General features: G+C 62.5%; 16 protein-coding genes. 10 read left to right on the top strand and 6 right to left on the bottom strand.

Features of this window, described 5'->3' with window-relative positions:
- Positions 1-16: 16 nt before the first annotated feature.
- The gene (locus NZ585_07815) at positions 17-955 is read left to right on the top strand and encodes a CAP domain-containing protein (GenBank protein ID MCS7079942.1); all 939 of its coding nucleotides are present in this window, start codon (positions 17-19) and stop codon (positions 953-955) included.
- A 335-nt stretch (positions 956-1,290) separates the two neighbouring features.
- Entirely contained in the window at positions 1,291-4,467 is a 3,177-nt protein-coding gene (locus NZ585_07810; GenBank protein MCS7079941.1) for a carboxypeptidase regulatory-like domain-containing protein, read from the top strand.
- Positions 4,468-4,653: 186 nt separating this feature from the next.
- On the opposite strand, the gene NZ585_07805 is transcribed toward NZ585_07810, so the two are convergent.
- The 6 genes from NZ585_07805 to phaR are packed head-to-tail and all read right to left on the bottom strand — an operon-like array spanning position 4,654 to position 13,573.
- Complete coding sequence (locus tag NZ585_07805) at positions 4,654-8,079, bottom strand: TonB-dependent receptor (GenBank protein ID MCS7079940.1); 3,426 nt, start codon at positions 8,077-8,079, stop codon at positions 4,654-4,656.
- A gap of 42 nt (positions 8,080-8,121) precedes the next feature.
- Positions 8,122-9,687: a long-chain fatty acid--CoA ligase gene (locus tag NZ585_07800; GenBank protein MCS7079939.1), complete on the bottom strand. Its 1,566-nt coding sequence runs from the start codon at positions 9,685-9,687 to the stop codon at positions 8,122-8,124.
- Position 9,688: 1 nt separating this feature from the next.
- On the bottom strand, positions 9,689-10,684 hold the full coding sequence (locus tag NZ585_07795; GenBank protein MCS7079938.1) for a ketoacyl-ACP synthase III: 996 nt from the start codon (positions 10,682-10,684) through the stop codon (positions 9,689-9,691).
- Positions 10,685-10,697: 13 nt separating this feature from the next.
- Positions 10,698-11,498: an alpha/beta hydrolase gene (locus NZ585_07790; protein ID MCS7079937.1), complete on the bottom strand. Its 801-nt coding sequence runs from the start codon at positions 11,496-11,498 to the stop codon at positions 10,698-10,700.
- Between the two features lie 3 nt (positions 11,499-11,501).
- A complete protein-coding gene (locus NZ585_07785) occupies positions 11,502-13,046 on the bottom strand; it encodes a long-chain fatty acid--CoA ligase (GenBank protein MCS7079936.1) in 1,545 nt (514 codons plus the stop codon).
- Positions 13,043-13,573, bottom strand: a complete 531-nt coding sequence (gene phaR / locus NZ585_07780) for a polyhydroxyalkanoate synthesis repressor PhaR (protein MCS7079935.1) — start codon at positions 13,571-13,573, stop codon at positions 13,043-13,045. The genes NZ585_07785 and phaR overlap by 4 nt, the downstream gene beginning before the upstream one ends.
- Positions 13,574-13,849: 276 nt before the next feature.
- Here phaR and NZ585_07775 point away from each other — a divergent pair, with 276 nt between their 5' ends.
- The 8 genes from NZ585_07775 (at position 13,850) to NZ585_07740 (ending at position 19,939) form a co-directional block, all read left to right on the top strand.
- Positions 13,850-14,224 (top strand): hypothetical protein, encoded by a 375-nt coding sequence (locus NZ585_07775; GenBank protein ID MCS7079934.1) that lies wholly within the window; start codon positions 13,850-13,852, stop codon positions 14,222-14,224.
- Positions 14,225-14,310: 86 nt separating this feature from the next.
- Entirely contained in the window at positions 14,311-14,823 is a 513-nt protein-coding gene (locus NZ585_07770) for a hypothetical protein (GenBank protein ID MCS7079933.1), read from the top strand.
- The gene (locus NZ585_07765) at positions 14,820-16,007 is read left to right on the top strand and encodes an alpha/beta fold hydrolase (protein MCS7079932.1); all 1,188 of its coding nucleotides are present in this window, start codon (positions 14,820-14,822) and stop codon (positions 16,005-16,007) included. Before NZ585_07770 ends, NZ585_07765 begins: the two co-directional genes overlap by 4 nt.
- A gap of 274 nt (positions 16,008-16,281) precedes the next feature.
- The gene (locus NZ585_07760; GenBank protein MCS7079931.1) at positions 16,282-17,736 is read left to right on the top strand and encodes a hypothetical protein; all 1,455 of its coding nucleotides are present in this window, start codon (positions 16,282-16,284) and stop codon (positions 17,734-17,736) included.
- 28 nt (positions 17,737-17,764) lie between these two features.
- Positions 17,765-18,265 (top strand): hypothetical protein, encoded by a 501-nt coding sequence (locus NZ585_07755; protein ID MCS7079930.1) that lies wholly within the window; start codon positions 17,765-17,767, stop codon positions 18,263-18,265.
- Between the two features lie 42 nt (positions 18,266-18,307).
- On the top strand, positions 18,308-18,883 hold the full coding sequence (locus NZ585_07750; GenBank protein ID MCS7079929.1) for a hypothetical protein: 576 nt from the start codon (positions 18,308-18,310) through the stop codon (positions 18,881-18,883).
- Between the two features lie 93 nt (positions 18,884-18,976).
- Complete coding sequence (locus NZ585_07745) at positions 18,977-19,249, top strand: hypothetical protein (protein MCS7079928.1); 273 nt, start codon at positions 18,977-18,979, stop codon at positions 19,247-19,249.
- Positions 19,250-19,402: 153 nt separating this feature from the next.
- Complete coding sequence (locus NZ585_07740) at positions 19,403-19,939, top strand: metal-binding protein (protein MCS7079927.1); 537 nt, start codon at positions 19,403-19,405, stop codon at positions 19,937-19,939.
- The last annotated feature ends 90 nt before the right edge of the window (positions 19,940-20,029 follow it).

Here is a 20,029-nt window from a genome sequence, read left to right as displayed (position 1 = left end):
GAAAAGCATGCCCCATATGCGGCGTTTTTGGATCGGCTTACTAGCTTTAGCGGCAGTGGCGCTTTTCTGCGGGCGGAGTGGAGAGCCGGCCGCTGCACAGCCGTCGGTTCAAGAGTTGAACGCCCCCGCGCTCGATGTTGACGCCGTTCGGCGTGAGTTGCTGGCCGTCATCAACGCTCAGCGGGCGCGCGTCGGTGCGCCGCCGGTCGTGTTGGACGACCTTGCCAACCGGGTTGCCGACGCCCATGCGCGCGACATGGCGCAGTACAACTACCTGAGTCACTGGAATCGGGAGGGGCTGCCGCCCTACTTACGGTTTGCGCTACAGGGCGGCACGGACTATTCAGCCGAAAATGTTTCGATGTTCTCCGGCCTGTCCCCCCGTGCGACGCCGGCGGAAATCGCGGCGACCATCCTACGGCTGCACAACCTCATGCACGACGAGAAGCCGCCCAACGACGGCCACCGGCGGACGATCCTCAACCCGGAGCACACCCATGTCGGTCTGGGGTTCGCCGTCGTCGGCAAGGAACTGCGCATGGCGCAGGAGTTTCTGAGCCGCTATGTCCGCCTTGAGCCGCCGCCGACCAAGGCGCGTCCGACGGAGCGGCTGACCATTGTCGGGCAGGTGCTGGAGCCATCCGAGTTTGCTTGTTACGGCGCGGTCGTGCATCACGAGCCGTTGCCGCAGCCAATGACCCTGGACCAACTTCGTCAGCCGCGCCCCTACACCCTGCCGGAAAAAGCCCGCCTGCTCAAACCGAGGCCTCAGGACGGCGCACAATACACTGACGGGACAACCGGCGAGATTGACGTTGATCCGCGTGGCCGTTTCCAGTTCGAGCTAACGTTCCCCGAGCAGGAACGCGGCGTTTATACGACTGTGGTCTTCGTGCAGCGTGGGACACGGGGCAAACCGTTTCCAGCCGCCGCCTTCTCCGTCTGGGTTGAATAGCGCGGCGCGGCTCTCACTTCTCCGAAAAAAACAAGTTTTTGGATGCCATCTCGAAAACTTTGCATGCCGTCCGGGCAACAACTGTTCTCCGGCGCGGCGACGGCGCTGCTGCTCTCGCGGGCAACCCCAAGGCTTGGCGAAGGTTGTGGTTATGCCTACACCGGTTCTCATCGGCGGTGGGTCATGAATCTTCCGAGCGTCCCGCGCCCCCGTCGTCTGTTTTGGAGGTAACGCCACGTTGGCATCAAAGTTGCATTCTTGTGGCCAGCAAAGCCGGTCGCCTGACCATAACGGCGCGGCCGGTGGGTTCCGCGAAGCAGAGAGGAGCACAAGGTATGAAAAACTGGATCAGCCGCTTCCTCCAGGGCTTCGTTCTGGTGTGTGGGTTGGCGACGGTCGGGTACGCTCAACTCGACACCGGAACGATCACTGGTACGGTGTCGGATGAATCAAAAGCCGTGGTCGGCAACGCTACGGTTACGGTGCGCAACACGCGGACAGGACTAACTCGGACGACCCAAACCGACGGCGAAGGGCGTTTTCGCTTTAGCAGCCTACCAATTGGGAGTTACGAGCTAACTGTCGAGGCGACCGGACAAGCTAAATACATTCAGCAGGGCATCGAGCTGCTGGTCAACCAAGTCGCCGTGGTGGATGTGACGTTGAAGGTGGCGGCGACACAGGAAGTCGTCACCGTCACGGGCGACGCCTCGATTTTGAACACCTCCAACGCCGAAGTCAGCACACGCTTTGATTCGAAGCGTTTGATGAACCTACCGTTTGCGACGAACGGCAGCGTGTACAACATCCTGCTGTCCGTGCCGGGTGTCAGCCAGCTTGGTTCGGGGCAGACGGGCTTCGCCAATGGGATCAGCTTTTCGTCCAACGGTGGGCGCGTTCGCTCGAACAACTTCATGGTGGACGGGCAGGACCTCAATGACCCCAGCGTGGCGGGCGTCCAGCAGCCGCTGAACAATCCTGACCTCATTCAGGAAGTGCGCATCATCACCAGCCAGTTCGCGCCGGAGTTCGGGCGCAACAGCGGCTCGGTGGTGAATATAGTCACGAAGAGCGGCTCGAATGAGTTCCACGGGTCGCTGTTCTGGTTCAACAACAACAACGCGCTCAACGCGCGCAGCAACCTCGACAAACGCGCCGGACGGACGGAGGCGCCCTTCCGCGTGGAAAACCGCATTGGCGGCTCGTTGGGCGGCCCCATCCGGCGCAACAAGACGTTCTTTTTCGGCACACTTCAACGCTGGACCGACCGGGCGCTCGGTTCGGGCTTTACGCTCAACGGGGCGCCGACCGAGGCCGGGCGGCAGGTGCTTCGAGCCGCCGCCGGCGACCGTCCGCAGGTGGCGGCGCTGCTCCGCTTCCTGCCGCCCGCGCAGGCTCCCATCGGGCGCAACGCCACCTTCACGATTGGCGGTCAGACTTTCACTGTGCCGCTGGGTTCGCTTACCGGATCGGCGTCGCAGAAGTTTGACAACTGGCAGTGGTCAGCCCGCATTGACCAACAGTTTGATGAGCGCAACCGGGTTTCAGGCAGCTTTCTGTTCAACGACCAGCTTTCATCCGGTACTGGGCAGGTCACCCCACCGGGGCTGACCACCCGCGTCAAAGGCCGGCAGCAGGCGCTCAACCTGACGTGGACACATGTTTTCTCGCCGCGCTGGGTCAATGAGTTTCGCGCCGCCTACAACCGGTTCAACTCGATCACCAACGCCGATGATCCAACCTCGCAGGAAATCCCTTCGATTGAAATCAGCGAACTCGGCATGCTCGGTTTCAACGCGGCGGTGAGTCGGACGGCGATTGGGCTGGCGGTGAACCTGCCGCAGTCACGCCTGAACAACACCTATCAGTTTCAGGACATAATGACTTACACGGTTGGAAACCACACGCTAAAGTTTGGCGCGGATATCACCAACCGCGACATTCGGAGTTTCTTCCTGCCGACGTTGCGCGGCCGCCTGCACTACACGACGTTGCAGGCGTTCGTAGACGACTCGGCGACGCTCGCAGCGCAGATCAACCTCCCGCTGCGCGGCGGGCAAGCCATTCAGTACTACGACTTCACCGACGTGTTCTTGTTCTGGCAGGACGAATGGCGTATTCGCCCGAACTTCACCATCACGTATGGGCTACGCTATGAAACGCCCGGCAACGCGATGGAGAACCTCTATCGCCTCAATGACCGGATCGTTGCCGCCAACGGCAATGACCCGCGCTTCCGGTTGGAGGAGCGGCCGGGGCGCGACATGAACAACTTCCAGCCCCGGTTTGGGTTCAACTGGAATCCGCGCAACGACGGGAGCGGCGTCTGGGGCGCGATTACAGGCGGCGATAAGCTTGTGGTGCGCGGCGGCTACGCGCGCGCTTTTGACGCCTCGTTCCTCAACATCGCGCTCAACGTGGCGACCGCCTCGCCGTTTGTGGCGCTAGTGACGTTGCCCTCAACCAACTCCTTTGCGGCGCTGCGGACGGTGCAGCCCTTCACTGGCAACCCGCGTTTGCTGGCGGCGACGACGGTCGCCCCGGATTTCCGGTCGCCTTACGCCGAGCAGTACAGCCTCGAAGTCCAGCGCGAACTGACGCGCGACGTGGTGTTGCGCGTCGGCTATGTCGGCACGAAGGGGACGGCGCTGTTCCAGACGATTGACGCCAACCCGAACCGCCCGCGTACGACGCCACCGACGGCGACTGACCCCAACGTGCGTGTGGACCCAACGCGCGGCGTCGTCCGGTTGCGCGCCAACGCGGCGTCCTCGATTTACCACTCGCTCCAGATCAGCGTGGACAAGCGCCTAAGCCAGGACTTCAGTGCGGGCGTCCACTACACGTGGAGCAAGTTCATTGATGAAGCCTCGGAAATCTTCAACCCCTCGACGGGCGAGGTCGCCATTCCGCAGGATTCGTTCAATCGCCGCGCTGACCGCGCCGTCTCAAGCTACGACCGGACGCACCGGCTGACAGGCAACTTCGTCTATGAGTTGCCGTTCTTCCGTGCGCAGCAGGGCGCGCTCGGTCGGTTGTTGGGCGGCTGGCAGACTTCCGGCTTCATCACCTTCCAGAGCGGCGCGCCGTTCACGGTCTTCAACGGCTCCGATCCGTTGCAGAGTCTGTCCGGCATCAACGGGTTGGTCGGCGACCCGATTCGTCCGAATCTCAACACGACGCGGAATCTGAGCCGAATGAACGTGGCTGAGATTTTGCGGATGGGCGGTGCGAGCCTCTTTGCGCCCTTGCGGCCAGGTCAGCGCGTGGGCGATGCCGGACGGAACATCCTGCGCGCCGACGGTATCGGCAACATTGACCTCAGCGTGGCCAAGAACACGCGCATCGTGGAAGGCCACAACATCCAACTCCGTGTGGACTTCTTCAACATGACGAACACGCGCAACTTCGGTATTCCGGTCGCCGTCCGCACCTCCGCCGCGTTTCTCAACCAGTGGGGCACGGATGGCGGCAACCGGCGCATCGTGTTCGCCTTGCGTTATTCCTTCTAAAGTCGTCTGTGCTCGTGGGTGACGACGCCCCGTACGGCGCAAGTCGTACGGGGTATTTTGTTGTGGACGCCTTGCAAAAGCTGTGGCCACCGCCCTGCTGGGCGGCGGCCACTGAAGGATGGCTTGCTTGCCGGCCGCGCCTCCAACGCCCAACAGGCGCAAGGCGACCCCTTGGGCGGAAAGCGCTTAGAAGTTGTACTTGAACGCGAACTGGATCAACCGCGGTCCGGTCGAGGTCGAGAGAATCCGCCCGAAGTTCGGATTCAGCGGCGGCCCACCTGGTACAAGCGGCGCACCCGTACTGACCGGGTTGGCAAAGTTCGTCTGGTTGAAGGCGTTGAAGAACTCCGTCCGAAACTCCACCCGTTGCCGTTCGCTAATTGGGAAGAACTTCACAATGGAAATATCCGTGTTGGCCTGCGCCGGCCCGCGCAGGATGTTCCGTCCCGTGTTGCCGAAGTTGCCGACGCCCGTCGCGACGACAAACGCTCCCGTGTTGAAGTAGTTGTCCAACCGGTTACGGACGTTGCCGCTGCGTGCCGCGCTCCCCCGGAAGCCCGGAACGTAATCCGCCCGCGAAGCGTCAAATAGCCCGCGTCCCGAAATGACGTTGAACGGCAGCCCCGACTGAACAATGCTCACCGCTGCAATCTGCCAGTCGTTGAGCAAGAGTTTCGCCGCCAAGTTGTCGCCCTGATAAAACTTCGGCAGGTCATAAACAAAACTCGCCACGACGCGGTGCCGCCGGTCGAAATCCGCCGTCCCGCGCGTCCCGGCGAAAGTCGCCTGATCGCCCACATCGGCGGATACGTCGCTCGTTCCCAGCGAGGTAATCTGACCGGAGTAGTTGTCAATCGTGTGCGACCACGTGTAGGCAAATAGCCCCTGCAGGCCCTTCGACAGTCGGCGCGTGACGCTGATTTGCAGCGAGTTGTAGCTTGAATTCGCCGTCGTCTCCTGCGCATGGACGCCGAAGCCGATAGTGGGAATCGTCGAAAGCAGTGGACTGAGGGTGAACGTCCCGACCGCGTTTGGCGAGGTCGTCTGGTTGAGGTTGCGGAAGCGCGTGAGCTTGCGGCCCACCGAACCGACATAGGCAATCTCAAGCTGCGTGTCGCGGATAAACTCCCACTGGAAGCCAAGGGAGTACTGCTGGACGTAAGGCGTGCGCAGCTTGCGGTTGAGGTAAATGCCCTGCACTGGGATGACAATCGTCGGTTGGTTCGTCGGTCCGACTGGCAGGGCGGGATTGAACAAATCGTTCGGGACGATAAACGGAAAGCCGACTGGGTATTGCTGCGGAATCGGGACGAATGGGTTAGCCAGCGGCCGCGAAAACTGCGCCAGCGCCAATGTGTAGTAGGGATACGTCAGCGCCTGATTGTTGACCACGCGCGAGTTTGGCCGGTCGTAGTAAATCCCGTAACCGCCCCGAATCACGAACCGATTGCTTTCCAGCGGGCGGAAGGCGAAGCCGGTGCGCGGCGCGAAGTTGTTGCGGTCGGGTGGAACAAGCCCGCGCTCGATTTTCGGCACATTCGGAACACCCGGATTGGCGTTCCCAGCCTGCAAAAAGCCGTTGCCAGGCGCGCCAGCGCGGAAGCGATCCGGGTCAAAGGTCACAAACCGCCCTTCGGTGTCGAAGAATGGCCCGAAATAGTCATACCGAACGCCAAGGTTGAGCGTTAGCCGCGGGTGAATCTTCCAGTCGTCTTGGAAGAAGAGTGCAAAGTCATGGGCGCGCACCTGCCGCTTGGCCGCGCCGGGGCCGATGATGGAGAACGTCGGGTTGAAGCCTGGAAAAGCGTCCGCAACGAGAAACTCGGTGAAGGCGTCGCGGCGTCCTGGTGCAAACAGCGGCGCCAGCGACGGCAGATTCGCCAGCGCACCCGTGAAGGTGATCGAGCCGCGCGCAAACACGTCGAAATCCACCCGGACGCGGTTGTAGCGATATTCGCCGCCGAATTTCATGGCGTGGTTGCCGAGGGTGTAGGTCACGGTGTCGCCCGCCGTCAGCGTATCGGCTTGGTTGTCGCTAGCCGAAAACCCAGACGGGCCAACCGTAAACAGGTTCGTCAGGCCAATGGCCGGCATACCCGGAAACCGCCCGCGATTCGGCGAGTTGATGCCAAACTGCGCTGCTGTAAAGGGTTCGGTCGGCACAGCCTTAGCCGGGATGATGTTGAAGCCGAACCGCGCTTCGTTGATGAAGCCGCTTGCAAACGCATGCGTATCGGTGACGGACAGGAAGCGGTTGTTGGCTTCCGTGCGCACTGGGTAGCCGGGCGTCTGAAGCGCGTTCCCCAGCCCAAACTGGCTAAACAGCCCTTGGTCGGTCCGGTTGTTGGCGAAGAAAAACTTGACCGCCAGCCGGTTGGCGCTGCCGATTTGGGCGTCCACGTTAGCGTTGAACTGCTCCTCGCGGAACTTGGACAGCGTCGGTAGGATGCGCGCAATCTGCCCATTGCCCGACGGAATCAAAAACGAGCCGTCGGGATACCGCGCCTGAAGCAGTCGCCGCGCCACCGGATTGACGAAGCCCAGTTGCCCGAACAGCGCGAGGCCCGGCGCGCGCGCCCGCGACAGCGCCGCCAGCGCCGCGTCCGAACGGTCGTCGGTCAGATCCGGGGGTGTCCCAATGACAGCTAAGCTGTTGGTCAGCGACGTGCCGTTGGTTTCGCGCGTCCCCTGATAGGAGCCGAAAAACCACAGCCGATCCTTGACGATGGGGCCGCCCAGCGTGCCGCCGTACTGGTAACGCTCGTTCGTCTGCCGATCAATCCCCTGCCGCTTGAGGAAGAAGTTGTTGGCGTTGAGCGAGGTGTCGCGCAGGAAGAAATAGGCGTTGCCGTGAAACTCGTTCGTGCCGGATTTGGTCACGGCGGTGACAATGCCGCCCGCGTTGCGCCCGGCCGAAGCGTCGTACTGGCTGGTTAGCACAATGAACTCCTGAAGCGAGTCGGTCGCCGGTACGGCGAGGTTCGGCGTTGAGCCGGTCCCAATGGAGTTAGCGTCAATGCCGTTGATCAGGACGGAATTGCTCGTCGTGCGCTGGCCGTTGACGTTGATGGCCGTGTCGCCGCGTCCGACTTCCGACGTGTTGGTGATGTTGGCTGAAGTGCCCGCGCTGAGCGTTAGCAGTTGCTGGAAGTTGCGTGTCGGGAGCGGTAGTTGGCGGATGCTGCGCTCCTCAATAACGCGCCCCTGACTCGACGAGTCGGTGCGGACAAGCGCGCCTTCGGCGGAGACGACGACCACTTCGCCGCCGACTTCCCCGACCTGCAAGGTCAAATCCACAGTAGTGTTTTCAGTAATCCGCACGGGCACTTCGTCAAGCACCGTCTTGCGGAAGTTGGGGGCGGTGACTTCCACTTTGTACATGCCCGGCGGCAGCAACGGGACGACATACGCGCCGTTTTCACCGGTCGTGACCGTGCGCGTCGCCCCCGTTGCCTTCTGGGTGACGGTCACGGTCGCCCCGGCAATGGCCGCCCCGGACGGATCGGTGACAGTTCCACTCAACTGCCCAGTTGAAACCTGCCCCCAAACTGGCAGGCCCACCGCGCAGCCAAGCAGCAGCGCCAGACAGAGGCGCAACAATCGGCAGTGCATAGGGGTGAACTCCTTACTCCTGAGTATTTTGGGCTAAACCTTTTACGGTTGGTCGGACTGGCCTTCGGGCGGCTGCGTTAGGAGCGTGCGCAGATCGCGCTTGAGAATCTTGCCAGCGGCGCTCATCGGCAGCGCGTCAAAGAAATGCACCGACTTCGGCGTTTTGTAGCCTGCCAGCCGCTCGCGCAAAAACGCGATGAGTTCCGCTTCGGTCGCCGTCGCGCCTGGCTTCAACACGACGCAAGCCGCGCCGACCTCGCCCCATTTTGCGTCGGGGACGCCTACGACGGCGCACATGGCGACCGCCGGATGCGCATATAGCGCCTGCTCAATTTCCGCCGGATAGACGTTTTCGCCGCCCGAAATGAACATGTCCTTCTTGCGATCCACGATGAAGAAGAACCCTTCAGCGTCGTAGCGGGCGACATCACCCGTGTGAAACCAGCCGTCGGCGTCGCGGCTTGCGGCCGTCGCTTCCTCAGCGCCGAAGTAGCCGGACGACCCCGCTGGGCCGCGCAAAACCAGTTCACCGGCCGTGTCAGGCGGCAATAGCGTCCCAGCGTCGTCCATCACGGCAGCCTCAATGAAGAAGTTGGGACGCCCGATGGAGCCGGCCTTGCGTTCAGCGTCCTCCGGCGCAAGCGCAAAGACGCCGGGACCAAACTCCGTCATCCCGAAACCCTGCTTGAAACAGACACCCTTCGCGGCGCGGTAGGTCTCAATGAGCGACAACGGGAGCGGCGCGCCGCCGCTCGTGCAAAAGCGCAGCGACGACAAATCCGCCGTTGGCCAGTTCGGCGCGGCCGTCATCATCTGGTACATCGTCGGCACGCCCGCAAAGACCGTAATGCGTTCGCGCGCAATGAGGTTCAGTGTTTGCGCCGCGTCAAACTGGCGCATCAGTACAGTCGTCCCACCGAGGAGCGCAAGCGGCACGGTATAGACAAACAACCCGCCTGTGTGAAACAGCGGAAACACGTTCAAGTAGCGGTCGCCGTGCCGTAGGTCGTGAATGACCGTGTTGAGGGTGTTCCACGCGATTTGCCGGTGTGAAATCGCGGCAGCTTTGGGCGTCCCGGTCGTGCCGCCGGTGAAGATGAGCGCCGCAATGTCCTCCGGCTGCACCGGCGTCGGCGCGAAATCAGGCGCAGGCGCCGCAAGCCACTCGGCAAATGCCACGCTGTCGGCGACCGGCTCGCCGTCCAAATGAACCAACCGCGTCGCGCCGAGTTCACCTGTCTCGCGCATCTCGGCAACCGCCGTTGCGAAGTCGCTTCCAAACAGCAGCACACGCGGCTCAAGCCGTTTCAGGATTGCCAAATTCTCACGCCAGTGCAGTCGCCAGTTGAACGGCGTATGGAGCGCGCCGAGCTTGGCGCAGGCGAAAAAACAATCGAGATGTTCAATGCCGTCGCGGGCCAGCAGCGCCACCCGATCACCTGCGCCGACGCCCAACCGCCGCAGCGCGGCTGCGACGCGCACGGCGCGCACGTTGGCTTCAGCGAAGGTCAGCCGGAGCGGTTCGGCCTTGCCGGCGTCGACAAAGGCCAGCGCGTCCGGCGAATAAATGGCGCGGCGTCCAAGATAGTCGCCCAGTCCGACAAGCATGCTAGACCCACCTCCACACGGAAGCCGCCAGCGCAATGCCGCCGCCGCTGGCGCAAAAGACGATGGTCTGTCCCGGCTTCAAGCCGCGCCGTGTTGTGGCAAGGTCGTCGAGCGCCATCGGCAGGCAGGCCGAACCGGTGTAGCCCCACTTGTCCATTACCCAGTGCGTTTTTTCGACTGGCTGGCCAAGCATCGCCATGACCATTTCAATCGTCCGCAGGTTGATTTGCGTGAACAGGAACCAATCTACATCGGCGAGCGTCAGTTTCGCCTTGGCCAGCGTGGCCTGAATCAGCGCCGGCCAGTACTCGGTGTTGAACGTGCGCGGAAACTTTCGTACAAACTGCACCTTTGGCGGACCAAAAGCAGCGAGCGTTTCCAGCGTGCAGGGACGAAACGCGCCGCCAGTGTAAATCCCCATCGCGTCATGAAATCCACCGACGGCTTGCAGCTTGCCGGCCAAAAAGCCCGGCTTGTCGCCGGCCGCCAGAATGACTGCGCCCGCGCCGTCGGCGAAGAGCGTCGCCGTATATTTGTCGTTCGGGTCGAGAAAGCGGCTCATCCCGTAGCCGCCGACAACAAGGACGCGCCGATAGTCGGCGTCGGCGGCCATCATCAGCGCCGCCTGATTGAGCGCCGTCACCCAGCCTGCGCAGGCGGCGTTGAGGTCGAACGCCCCGGCGCGGTGCGCGCCAAGCTTGGTCTGTACGACTGAAGCCGTCGCCGGCGAGAGATAATCCGGCGTGTCGGTGGCGACAATGATGAGGTCAAGGTCGGCGGCGTCGAGTCCAGCGCGCTCCAGCGCCTGCCGGGCGGCGGCCACGGCTAAGTCGGAGGTCGTTTCGTCGGCGGCCATGTAGCGCCGTTCGCGGATGCCAACGTTGGCCTGAAGCCATGCGTCAATCGGTTCACCAAAGCGGGCGTCAAAAACGGCGTTCGGGACGACTTGCGCGGGCGCGTAACTGCCGGTGGCCAGGATGTGGGCGTAGCGCGTCATAGGCGCGTCTCCTTCAGGCGGCGAAGAAGGCAGCCAGCGCCGCCGCCGTTTCGTTGGGTTTCTCGATGGGGAACAGGTGCCCGGCGTCAGAAATCATGACCGTTTCGGCCTGCGGCAGCTTTGCCTTGAGCAAGGCGACGTTGCCGGGCGGTACAACTTGATCCAACTCACCGGCGAGAATCAGCGTCGGGCAGGTGATGGCCGCAATGCGGTCGGCGGCATTGTGCGTCGCGCCGGCCAGCATCTGACTCTGGAAGGCTTCCGGCGGCACAGGCGTCGTCAGTCGGTAGGCGATGAGCCGCTCCAGCATCGGCGGCTTGGCGGCAAGAAACGACGGCGCAACGGCCGTTTCAAGGCCGCGCCGGATCAACTCCATTGGGTCCATCGTCCGGTCAAGCATCAGCACGGCCATGGCGGCCGGCGTCGGCGGGATGGCTTCTGGGCCGCCAAAGCTTGTGCCGGCTAGGACTAGCTTGGTGACGCGCGTCGGATGCGCAAGTGTAAGCTCCTGCGCGATGAAGCCGCCAAGGGAATGACCGACGACGATGGCGCGCTCGACGCCGAGCGCGTCCAGCACGCCGACCATATCCGCCGCCATCTGCGCTGTTGTGTAGGGACCGGCCGGCTTGTCGCTGCGTCCCGCGCCGCGATTGGCAGGCGCAATTAGGCGGTAGCGGTCGCGCAGCAGCGGCGCGACGGTTTCCATCCAGAACCACTCGTCGTAGCCCAGACCGGTGATGAGAAGGACGGGCGGGAGGTCGCCGCCGGTGTCTTCGACGTAGAGGTTGACGCCGTTGGTCGTAACGTACGGCATGGGTTATAGCCTTTCTTCGGTGATGCGGCGGCGCAGCGCCGCTTTGTCGATCTTGTGCGCGCCGGTGCGCGGCAGCGCCGGAAGACGGATAAAGCGTTTCGGAACCTTGTAGCCCGCTAAGCGCGCCCGGCAAAACGCCGTCAGCTCATCGTCGCTTGCGTCGCCGGTGAGCACGACAAACGCCGCGCCGACTTCGCCCCACTTGGGGTCAGGAACACCGACGACGGCGGCTTCGACGACGGACGGATGCTCGTGCAAGACGCTCTCGACTTCGGCTGGATAGACGTTTTCGCCGCCGGAAATGAACATTTCCTTGAGGCGGCCGACGATGCGGAAACAGCCGTCGGCGTCGCGCGCCGCCAGATCGCCGGTGTGAAGCCAACCGTCGGCGTCCACGGCGGCGGCCGTTGCAGCGGGGTTGTTCCAGTAGCCGGAAAACAGGTGCGGCCCGCGCAGGCAAAGTTCGCCGACTTCATCGGGCGCAGCCTCTACGCCGTCTGATCGCACAATGCGCGCCTCAACCGACCAGAGCGGATAGCCGACGGCGCCAGGTTTTTCGCGCACCTGTTCTTCAGGCAGCCAGAAATTGTTCGGCCCGGCTTCGGTCAGCCCATAACCGGTTTTGAAAGCGACACCCTTGGCCCAGAAGGCCTCAAACACGCTCATCGGGCAGGGCGCGCCGCCGCTGATGATGAAGCGCAGGCGGCTGAAGTCGGCTGTCGCCCAGCGCGGATGACGCTGGAGTTCAATAAACATCGTCGGGACGCCGAACAGGATGGTGACGCCGTGGCGTTCAACAGCGTCAAACGTCTGATCGGGCGCAAAACCGCCCGTAACAATGCTCGTCCCGCCGACGGCGACCAGCGGCGCGGTCAGAACGTTGAGGCCGCCGGTATGAAACAGCGGCGCGTCGAGGAGCGTCACGTCATCGGGACGCAGTCCCCACGACAGAACGGTGTTGACGGCGTTGGCGAAAATGGCGCGGTGCGACAAGACGGCCCCCTTAGGCGTGCCGGTCGAGCCGCCGGTGTAGCAGAGCACCCACGGCGCTTCAGCGGTGATGGACGGCGGCGGCGGCGGTTCGGCGGAAAGTGTATCGCGTTCGCCAAAGGCCAGGGTGTCGGCGTCGGGAGCGTCGAAGGCGACGCGGCGCAGGGGAGGCGATTGCTCGGCGGCGAGTTCGGCGGCCAATGCCGCATGTGGCGCGTCGTAGAGCAGGGCGACCGGCGCGGCGTCGGCAAGAATGGCCGCCAGTTCGCGTCGGCTCAGACGCCAGTTGAGGTTTTGGAGTACGCCGCCGATATGTCCAAGCGCAAACCACACGTCAAGGTATTCAACCCGGTTGCGGGCGAGGACGGCGACGCGATCGCCGGGCTGGACACCCAACCCATCCCGCAGAAAACGCACCGTCTGGTTGACACGCCGAAACCATGCGCCGTACGTGACCGGAGCATAGCCGCGTTGCGCGTCAATGAGCGCCGTTTTGTCGGGCGACAGGCGCGCGCGGGCGGCAAGCCAAGCTGTCGGTGGGCACGTGGAAACGGTCATGGCGTTTTCGGGGAACGTTTCGTACGGGACTTCGGCGCCGTCTTTTTCGTGGTTCGACGTGGCGTTTTGACCGGCGCAGCGGCGTCCTTATCTTCTACGTCGTCAGTTACGGCAGGGCGCTCCGGCGGATTGGCAAAGGCGGTCATCGCCGCCCCAAGGTCAAGCCACTCGCGGAAGCGGCGGTCAAACTCCCGGCGCGTTTTCAGATACGCTTCCAGACTCGCCGTAAGGTAGTTCTGAAAGAAATCCTGAATGGTTTCACCCTGCAAGCGGATCAGCTGCAAGAGAAACGACACTGGTAGGAGATTTTGCCGGAGCTTTTCTTCTTCGAGGATGATGTTGACCAGCACCATTTTGGTGATGTCCTCGCCGGTGCGGGAATCCACCACACGGATGTCGCGCCCCTGCCGAATGATGTCAATGACATCTTGATTGGTTAGATAGCCGCCGGATTCCGTGTCATAAAGCCGCCGGTTGCCGTATCGCTTGATGATGAGCGCGTTATGCGTGGGTGTACGTCGCGTCATGGGCGTTTTTACGCAATTGGCTTCAATATCGTCAATAGTTTTTTTATAAAGTACTCGAAGTAAAGGAGTTTTGTCAGTTTTTGCAAGCGCAAAACCGCGTCATCTTGAAGGGCTATCACATTTTCGGCTAAATATTTTCAGAGCTAAACCATTCTTCAAAGGGCACTTAGCGACATTTTTGTGCAAATGCGAAAAAGTACCTTGACATGCCGCGCTAGGCGGGGATAGCTTCGTGAGCAGCCAAACGGCTTTCACCCTTTCAGCAAGGAGTACACTATGGCGCAGTCAAAGCAGACCGACAAACCCAACGAAGCCGCCGAGCGGCAATCAACCATGCTCGACCCAATGACCAAAGCCATGCGAGTTGCTACGGACGCCATGCTGGACGCGGCTTCGTCCCTGCGAAGCGTTGCGTTCACCAGCCTGCGCGCTGGACTAGCTGTGCAGGAAGAGGCCCTCAAGTCGGCGATGACGATGATTGCCGGCGCCGACCGGACGACAGCCGCCGCCGGGGATGCGGCGCGTGAAGTTGTCACCGCCGGGGCCGATGCCGTACGCGCCACGTTTGAGCAATGGAACGTGCTGGTCGGCGACAGCCTGCGCAAGCAGATGGACTTGCTGGCGTTTCCAATCAACCAATTCGTCAAGTAGAATCCCTGTGGGCGCTCATCCGTCAGGCTTCAGCACGGACAAGCGCCCCCTTTATCTTCACTTTCACGGTTTCGAGGCTTTCCCGAATGGCTAAAGCCGCCGGCGGCGCAAAAGCGTCTCAGTCCGCCAAATCCTTTCCGCAGGCGCTTTACGACATGCTCACCCGAACTTCGGCGGCGCAGTGGGACGCCGTGCTGCGCCATCCGTGGTTTTTGCGTCCGGTATCACTCTACATCAACGGCGTTTTGACGCTGTTGGAACGGACGCGGGCGTTGATGGGCTTCGGGCTGCGGATGATGAACCTGCCGACGCGCGAGGAAATTGCCGCCCTCGACCACAAGTTGACGGCGCTGCACGACCGGCTGGACGACCTGACGGCGCACCTGACCGACGTTGCTGCTCCGAAGCGCGCAGCGCGGGCGACGACTGCCCAGAGAGCTTCAAGCGCAAAAGGAATCGCCGGCCGAAAGGAGAAGCCTTCGCCAACTGTGAAACCGGCGTCCCCGTCGGGCCGCAAGCGTGCCGCACGCAAGGCGGTTGAGGCGGCTTCTGTGCCTGAGACGATCTCCACTTCCGACGCCGCATCCTCTTCATCGTGACAACTGAAGCGTCGCGCTTAAGCGCGTTTGTCGAGTACTGGCAATGGGCGCTGGACGACCGGTTGCTGCGCATCGCTGGAACCCCAGTCTTGGCGCACGCAGCCGGCTGGACGCTTGATCATTGGTTGGATTGGGTGGCGCTGGCTGGTGCGGCTGCGCCGTGGCATCCGTTCACGCTGGCTCAGGAAGTGCGGCAGGCGGCGCTGTTGGCGGCGGCCCGGGCTGTTGCGCCGCCGACGGCGACGACGCCCTGCGCCATGGTGCCCCTGGTGGGGCATACGTGGTTACGGCGTTATCCGCCGGCGGGCGTAAACGGCCGACGGCGCAAGCGTGCGCCGGTATTGATCGTCAACTCGCTCATCAACCGCCATTACATTTTTGACCTGTATGCTGGGCGCAGTTTTATCGCCTATCTGACGGCGGCCGGTCAGGAGGTCTTCGCGCTGGATTGGGGTTGCCCCGCAGCGGCGGCGCAGGCGTGGCGGCTGGAGGATGTGGTGGGCGTTGTCGGGCGCGCAGTGGAAGCGGTCGGTAGCGAAACCGGCGCGCGCGCTGTGCATCTACTTGGCTATTCGATGGGCGGCGTCTTGGCGACGACTTACGCAGCGTTGTCCCCGGCGCGGGCGGCGAGTTTGATCCTGCTAGGGACACCGGCCGACTTCACGCGCGATGCGCCATTGCGCACATGGCTGACCACGCCGACATTCAAGCCACAGCGCATAGCGGAGATTTTCGGAAACCTACCGGGGTGGTTGGTAAGCGCGTCATTTCGGAGCGTCAAGCCAGCGACCTACGCGACAAAGCCGTGGCTGATATGGCTGGACGCCGCCGACCGCGAGACACATCTAGCGGTCGAAGTGTGGCTGGCGGACGCCGTGCCGCTGCCCGGAAGGTTTTACGCTGACTTTGTGACGACCTACTACCAGGACAACGCCCTGTGGGAAGGAAAGCTACTGGTTGACGGGCAGCGGGCGGCGCTTGACGCGCTGGACTGTCCCGTACTCAACATCATCGGGTCATTGGATCAGATTGTGCATCCGGCGAGCGCTATAGCGCTGGCGGAGCGACTACCGGCGGCGCGATATGTGGAATACCAAGCGCGCTTGGGGCATCTGGCGCTGGTGGTCGGACGGGGCGCAACAACGACCGTCTGGTCGACCGTTCGGAATTGGCTTGCGCGGTAGGAATTGCCCGTTTTGCCGAGTCGGTGGCGCGCACGCCGTGTTGCGTTCGGTGGAGCGTCTACCCTGAACCGGCGCAGGCTGCCAGCGCCTTTGCGCAACGGGGAGCAACGGTGAACGGCATTTGTAAGCAGTCTGAGGAAGGACGAAAAACAATTCACGGGCGGGCCAAAGTGTGCTAAGTAACGTTCAAGCCGTTGGTCAAGCCTTGCTCGCCTGCTTGAACCGCCCCACCGCCTCCACTTCGGCCTCCGTCACGGGCCTCCGCCACGCGCCTATGTCGGAACAATATCCTTCGTCATCTAAACCACCGATTCAGATACCGCAGGCGTCCAAAGCGCCTTCCAATACCTCCGGCGGCGCAAGTGAGTGGTTTGCCGGCCCCGGCGGCGTTGGTCGCATCAACTATGCGCCGCCGATGTACCATCCGTACGCCGCGCCGGCCGGCGGCTATGTGAGCGGCACAAAACCTTGGTGGCAAAAGGTTTCGCGGCGCGGCTGGATTATCGGCGGCGTTGCAGCCGGCGTCGTCACCGTTGGCGGCATTGCGGGCTTGGTGGCGCTCTTCGGGGAAGAGGAGATTGACACCGATTCGCTTGAGCTTCAGAAGAAAAGCGGCTGGAACATCGGTTCGGAAAACCGGCCGCTGACGTTCGGCGTTCCCCAGACACGCCTCGACTCACGCAACAGCGACGCTTGGAAGCAATATCTTGCTGCCGACGCCATGCTGCGGGCGTTTGAACCGCGCGGCCGCTGGCAGCCCTACTTTGTGCCGACGCTCATCCAATCCCTGCAAGCCCAATCGCTCCGGTCGCAACTGACGCCGATATTCTCTCCGAGTATGGACGCGAGCTACGGACGTGGTCAGGCCTTGGCTGAGGACATTCTCGCCAACGCCTCCAACCCGAATGAAACGGCGATCTTCGTTGACCTCATCGGGCGTGACAGCGTCGCCTACGGTGCAGGTCTGGCGGCCCGCTGTCGGCTCATCACGACCTTTGACAATTACCCACATCCGCTGGGCGTCGTCCCGTCGCACGAAACCTTAGCAGCGATGCTGTACTACGCCGACGAAATCGCCGCCAAGCAGGCGACGCTGCCCGAAGACGCGCCGCCGGTGTTTTTGCTCGACGCCTACCGACTCAATGAGTACAAGGACGCCGACAATCAGTTCGACAACCGCTATCTGGCGAAGGTTCCGCCGGCGGACAAGCTCCGCGCCGCTGGCGTCAAAAACATCATCTATGTGACGCCTAATAGCTCTCAAAAGCATGAGATGGACGACCTCAACGAGGACTTTGTGGCCTACAAGGACGCGGGCATTCAGGTCGCCATCCTCCCGGCGAGCGAGTTCGTCCCTGACCCGAACCAGACGACGGCGAGCGGCGGCCGTCCGCGTTATTACTACGGCGGACATCCGCTCGGCAGCGTCTGGTTTTTCTATTCCTACCCGTGCTATGCGCCGTCGCCGGTGTACGTCAGCCGTACGCCCTACTACCGGACAATCACACCGGCGACGAACCCGATGGCTGGGCGCGTACCGAGCTACACGCCAGTCCCACGGCAGACGATGTTTTCAAGCACGCGGGTAGGCGGCGCGCGGGGCGTTGGACGGAGCAAGCCGAGTGGTTTTGGGCGCAGCACAGTGCGGGTCGGTGCCGGCGGACGCATTACGGGAACGCGGGCGGGACGGTCAGGTTCGTTTGGGCGCGGCGGCTTCGGCTTCGGATAGGCGGGAGCACAGGGGTGAGGATGCGCCGATGACGCTCACGGCGGACGAACTTTTCTTTCAGCGGGACGGCAAACGCGGTCTGTGCGCTGACGCGACCGGCGCGCCCGGCATGGCGGCGCCGGAATTAGACACGCTGGCGTCCGCGTTGGGTGAAACAGAAGCCGATCAGTCGGATTGTTGGCGCGCGATTGGACAGGCTTGGGGGCGGCGCATGGTCGAGCGTTTTGCTCGTTTACTCGCTTTGCGAACCGGCTTGCCGACCGTGTTGGCGCAGGCCCCGGTCGAACCCTTCCTTGATTTGTGCCGTGATTACCTGCGCGCATACGGCTTTGGAAGCTGTGTGTTTGTTGCGGGTGAGCCGACCTTCGCCGTCCACCTCCGCGACATCCCGGCCGGGGCGGATGCGCTACTCGCCGGCTTTTTTGAAGCCCTCATCGGCGGCGTGATGGAGACGCCTGTCGCCTGCCGAGTGAAAGCGCCCACAGCGGATCAAATCGTCTTAGAAGTCTTCCAGCAGGCTGAATCCTAAGTTCTCTTGTGGAGCGAAACTGAACTCGGTACAGTTTGCGCTATGACGCGCGCTTCCCGTTGGTCGCCAATGATGATCGCGCCAGTTGTGATAAGCCTTTGGCTGTCGCCTCTGGCGTGCGTTTTGACCTGCCTGCTAGGTGGTTGCGCGCAGTCCACTCGGTCGCATGCGGCGCATACTGTGGAAGTCCTTGTGTCACGCCGAGCGGCCTTGGCGGCGGCGCGTCCGTCAACGACCTCTGCAAATCGGCCGGAGACGACTGCACGCTGCTGTGCTGCGACAAGAGCTAAAACCTGCCGGCCGAAGACGGCCGGTAAACCGGCGTTGCTGGCGGCTACGCAAACGGCGACCGACGAGCCGGTTGTCGTCGCGCGTCAATACCCGACGGCGCACCTGACAGACTGGGATACCGTTGGCTGTGGCTGTTGTCGCCGTTTGACCGAGCCGAATCGTTTCACGGCGTCGCCGTTCTTGACGCTTACCGTCCCCTTGCCGTCGCCGGCTGAGCCGCCGGTTATACGTACGGCGGCGTCACGGCTAGAGACACGGCTGCGGACGACGACGTATCTTCCCTCGTACCGTGAGACCTATTTGAGGTGCTGTGTCTTCCGCATTTAGTACACGGCTGTGTCGCTTTGGCTTTGCCCACCCGGCGCTTCCACGTGGAGCGCCGAAAGACACACCGAATGACTTTGAAAAAGGAGACACATCATGTTGAAAGCCATTGTTCCAGCGTTGTTGCTTGCCGTCACGACCTTTGGCGGCGCGTTTGTTGAAGCCAAAACCCCGAAAACTGGGAAAAAAGCGCCGGCGGCCTGCTGCGCGACGAAGAAAAAAGCCGATACGGCCGCCTGCTGCGCCAAGCCCGGCTGTTGCGTCGGGCAGGCGTGCGATATGGGCGCGGATTGCTGCGCGCCGGGGAGCGATTGCTGCGTGGACGGTCAGTGCACCGGCGGCAAGAAGGCAAAGAAGACCGCTCGCTAGGCTTTCCATCAAACGTGCTGTTTCGACGCGCGGGGCTCGTCCCCGCGCGTTTTCTTTGCAGTGACAGTTCTGTGGCGTGAACTGCTCTTGAAACGTCAGTCGGCGGCTTTCTATGCTCACGCTGCTACGATTGCCGCTGACTTTCTCACCGCCATGCCTTCCGGTCGTACCCACGACATTGTCACCTATGTACTCGCTGTTCCAACGGCGGTCGGCTTCTTCTGGCTGACGCGCCATGCCGGTCTAACGGTGCTTGGAACGGCCATGATGCTCTTTGGCGGTCTGATGTTCGGTCCTGACCTTGACACCCACAGCAAGCAATACACCCGCTGGGGCGTTCTGCGCTGGTTGTGGTATCCCTACAAAAAGCTTTTCCCGCACCGGTCACACTGGACGCACGGGCTGCTGTGGAGTACTTGGCTGCGCGTCGGCTATTTCACGTTCATGGTCACGCTGGCGCTGGCCGCCGTCCTCTACGCGCGCGCCGTCTGGTTGGAGGGCTTACCGGCCGACGGCGACCAAGCCGTGCGAACGCTCCAAGCAGCCGGTCATCACATGGCGCGCCTGTTTCGAGCCGTGGACGGCAAAGTGTGGCTGACGGCGTTCATTGGCTTGTGGTGGGGTGCAGCGACGCATACGCTTACGGATATTGTCGGCAGCGCGCTCAAAAGTATGTTCAAACTCCTGTAGCGCGTTTTCAAGTTTGGGTTGCCGAGAGGTGCGGCCTTCTTTGAAAGGGTTAGGGGCGCGCCGTCCGAAAACCAAAATTCCATTGCGGCG

It is taken from the genome of Chloracidobacterium sp., assembly GCA_025057975.1.
In the GTDB taxonomy this organism is placed as follows: domain Bacteria; phylum Acidobacteriota; class Blastocatellia; order Chloracidobacteriales; family Chloracidobacteriaceae; genus Chloracidobacterium.
This window is presented reverse-complemented; position numbering and strand designations above follow the sequence as displayed.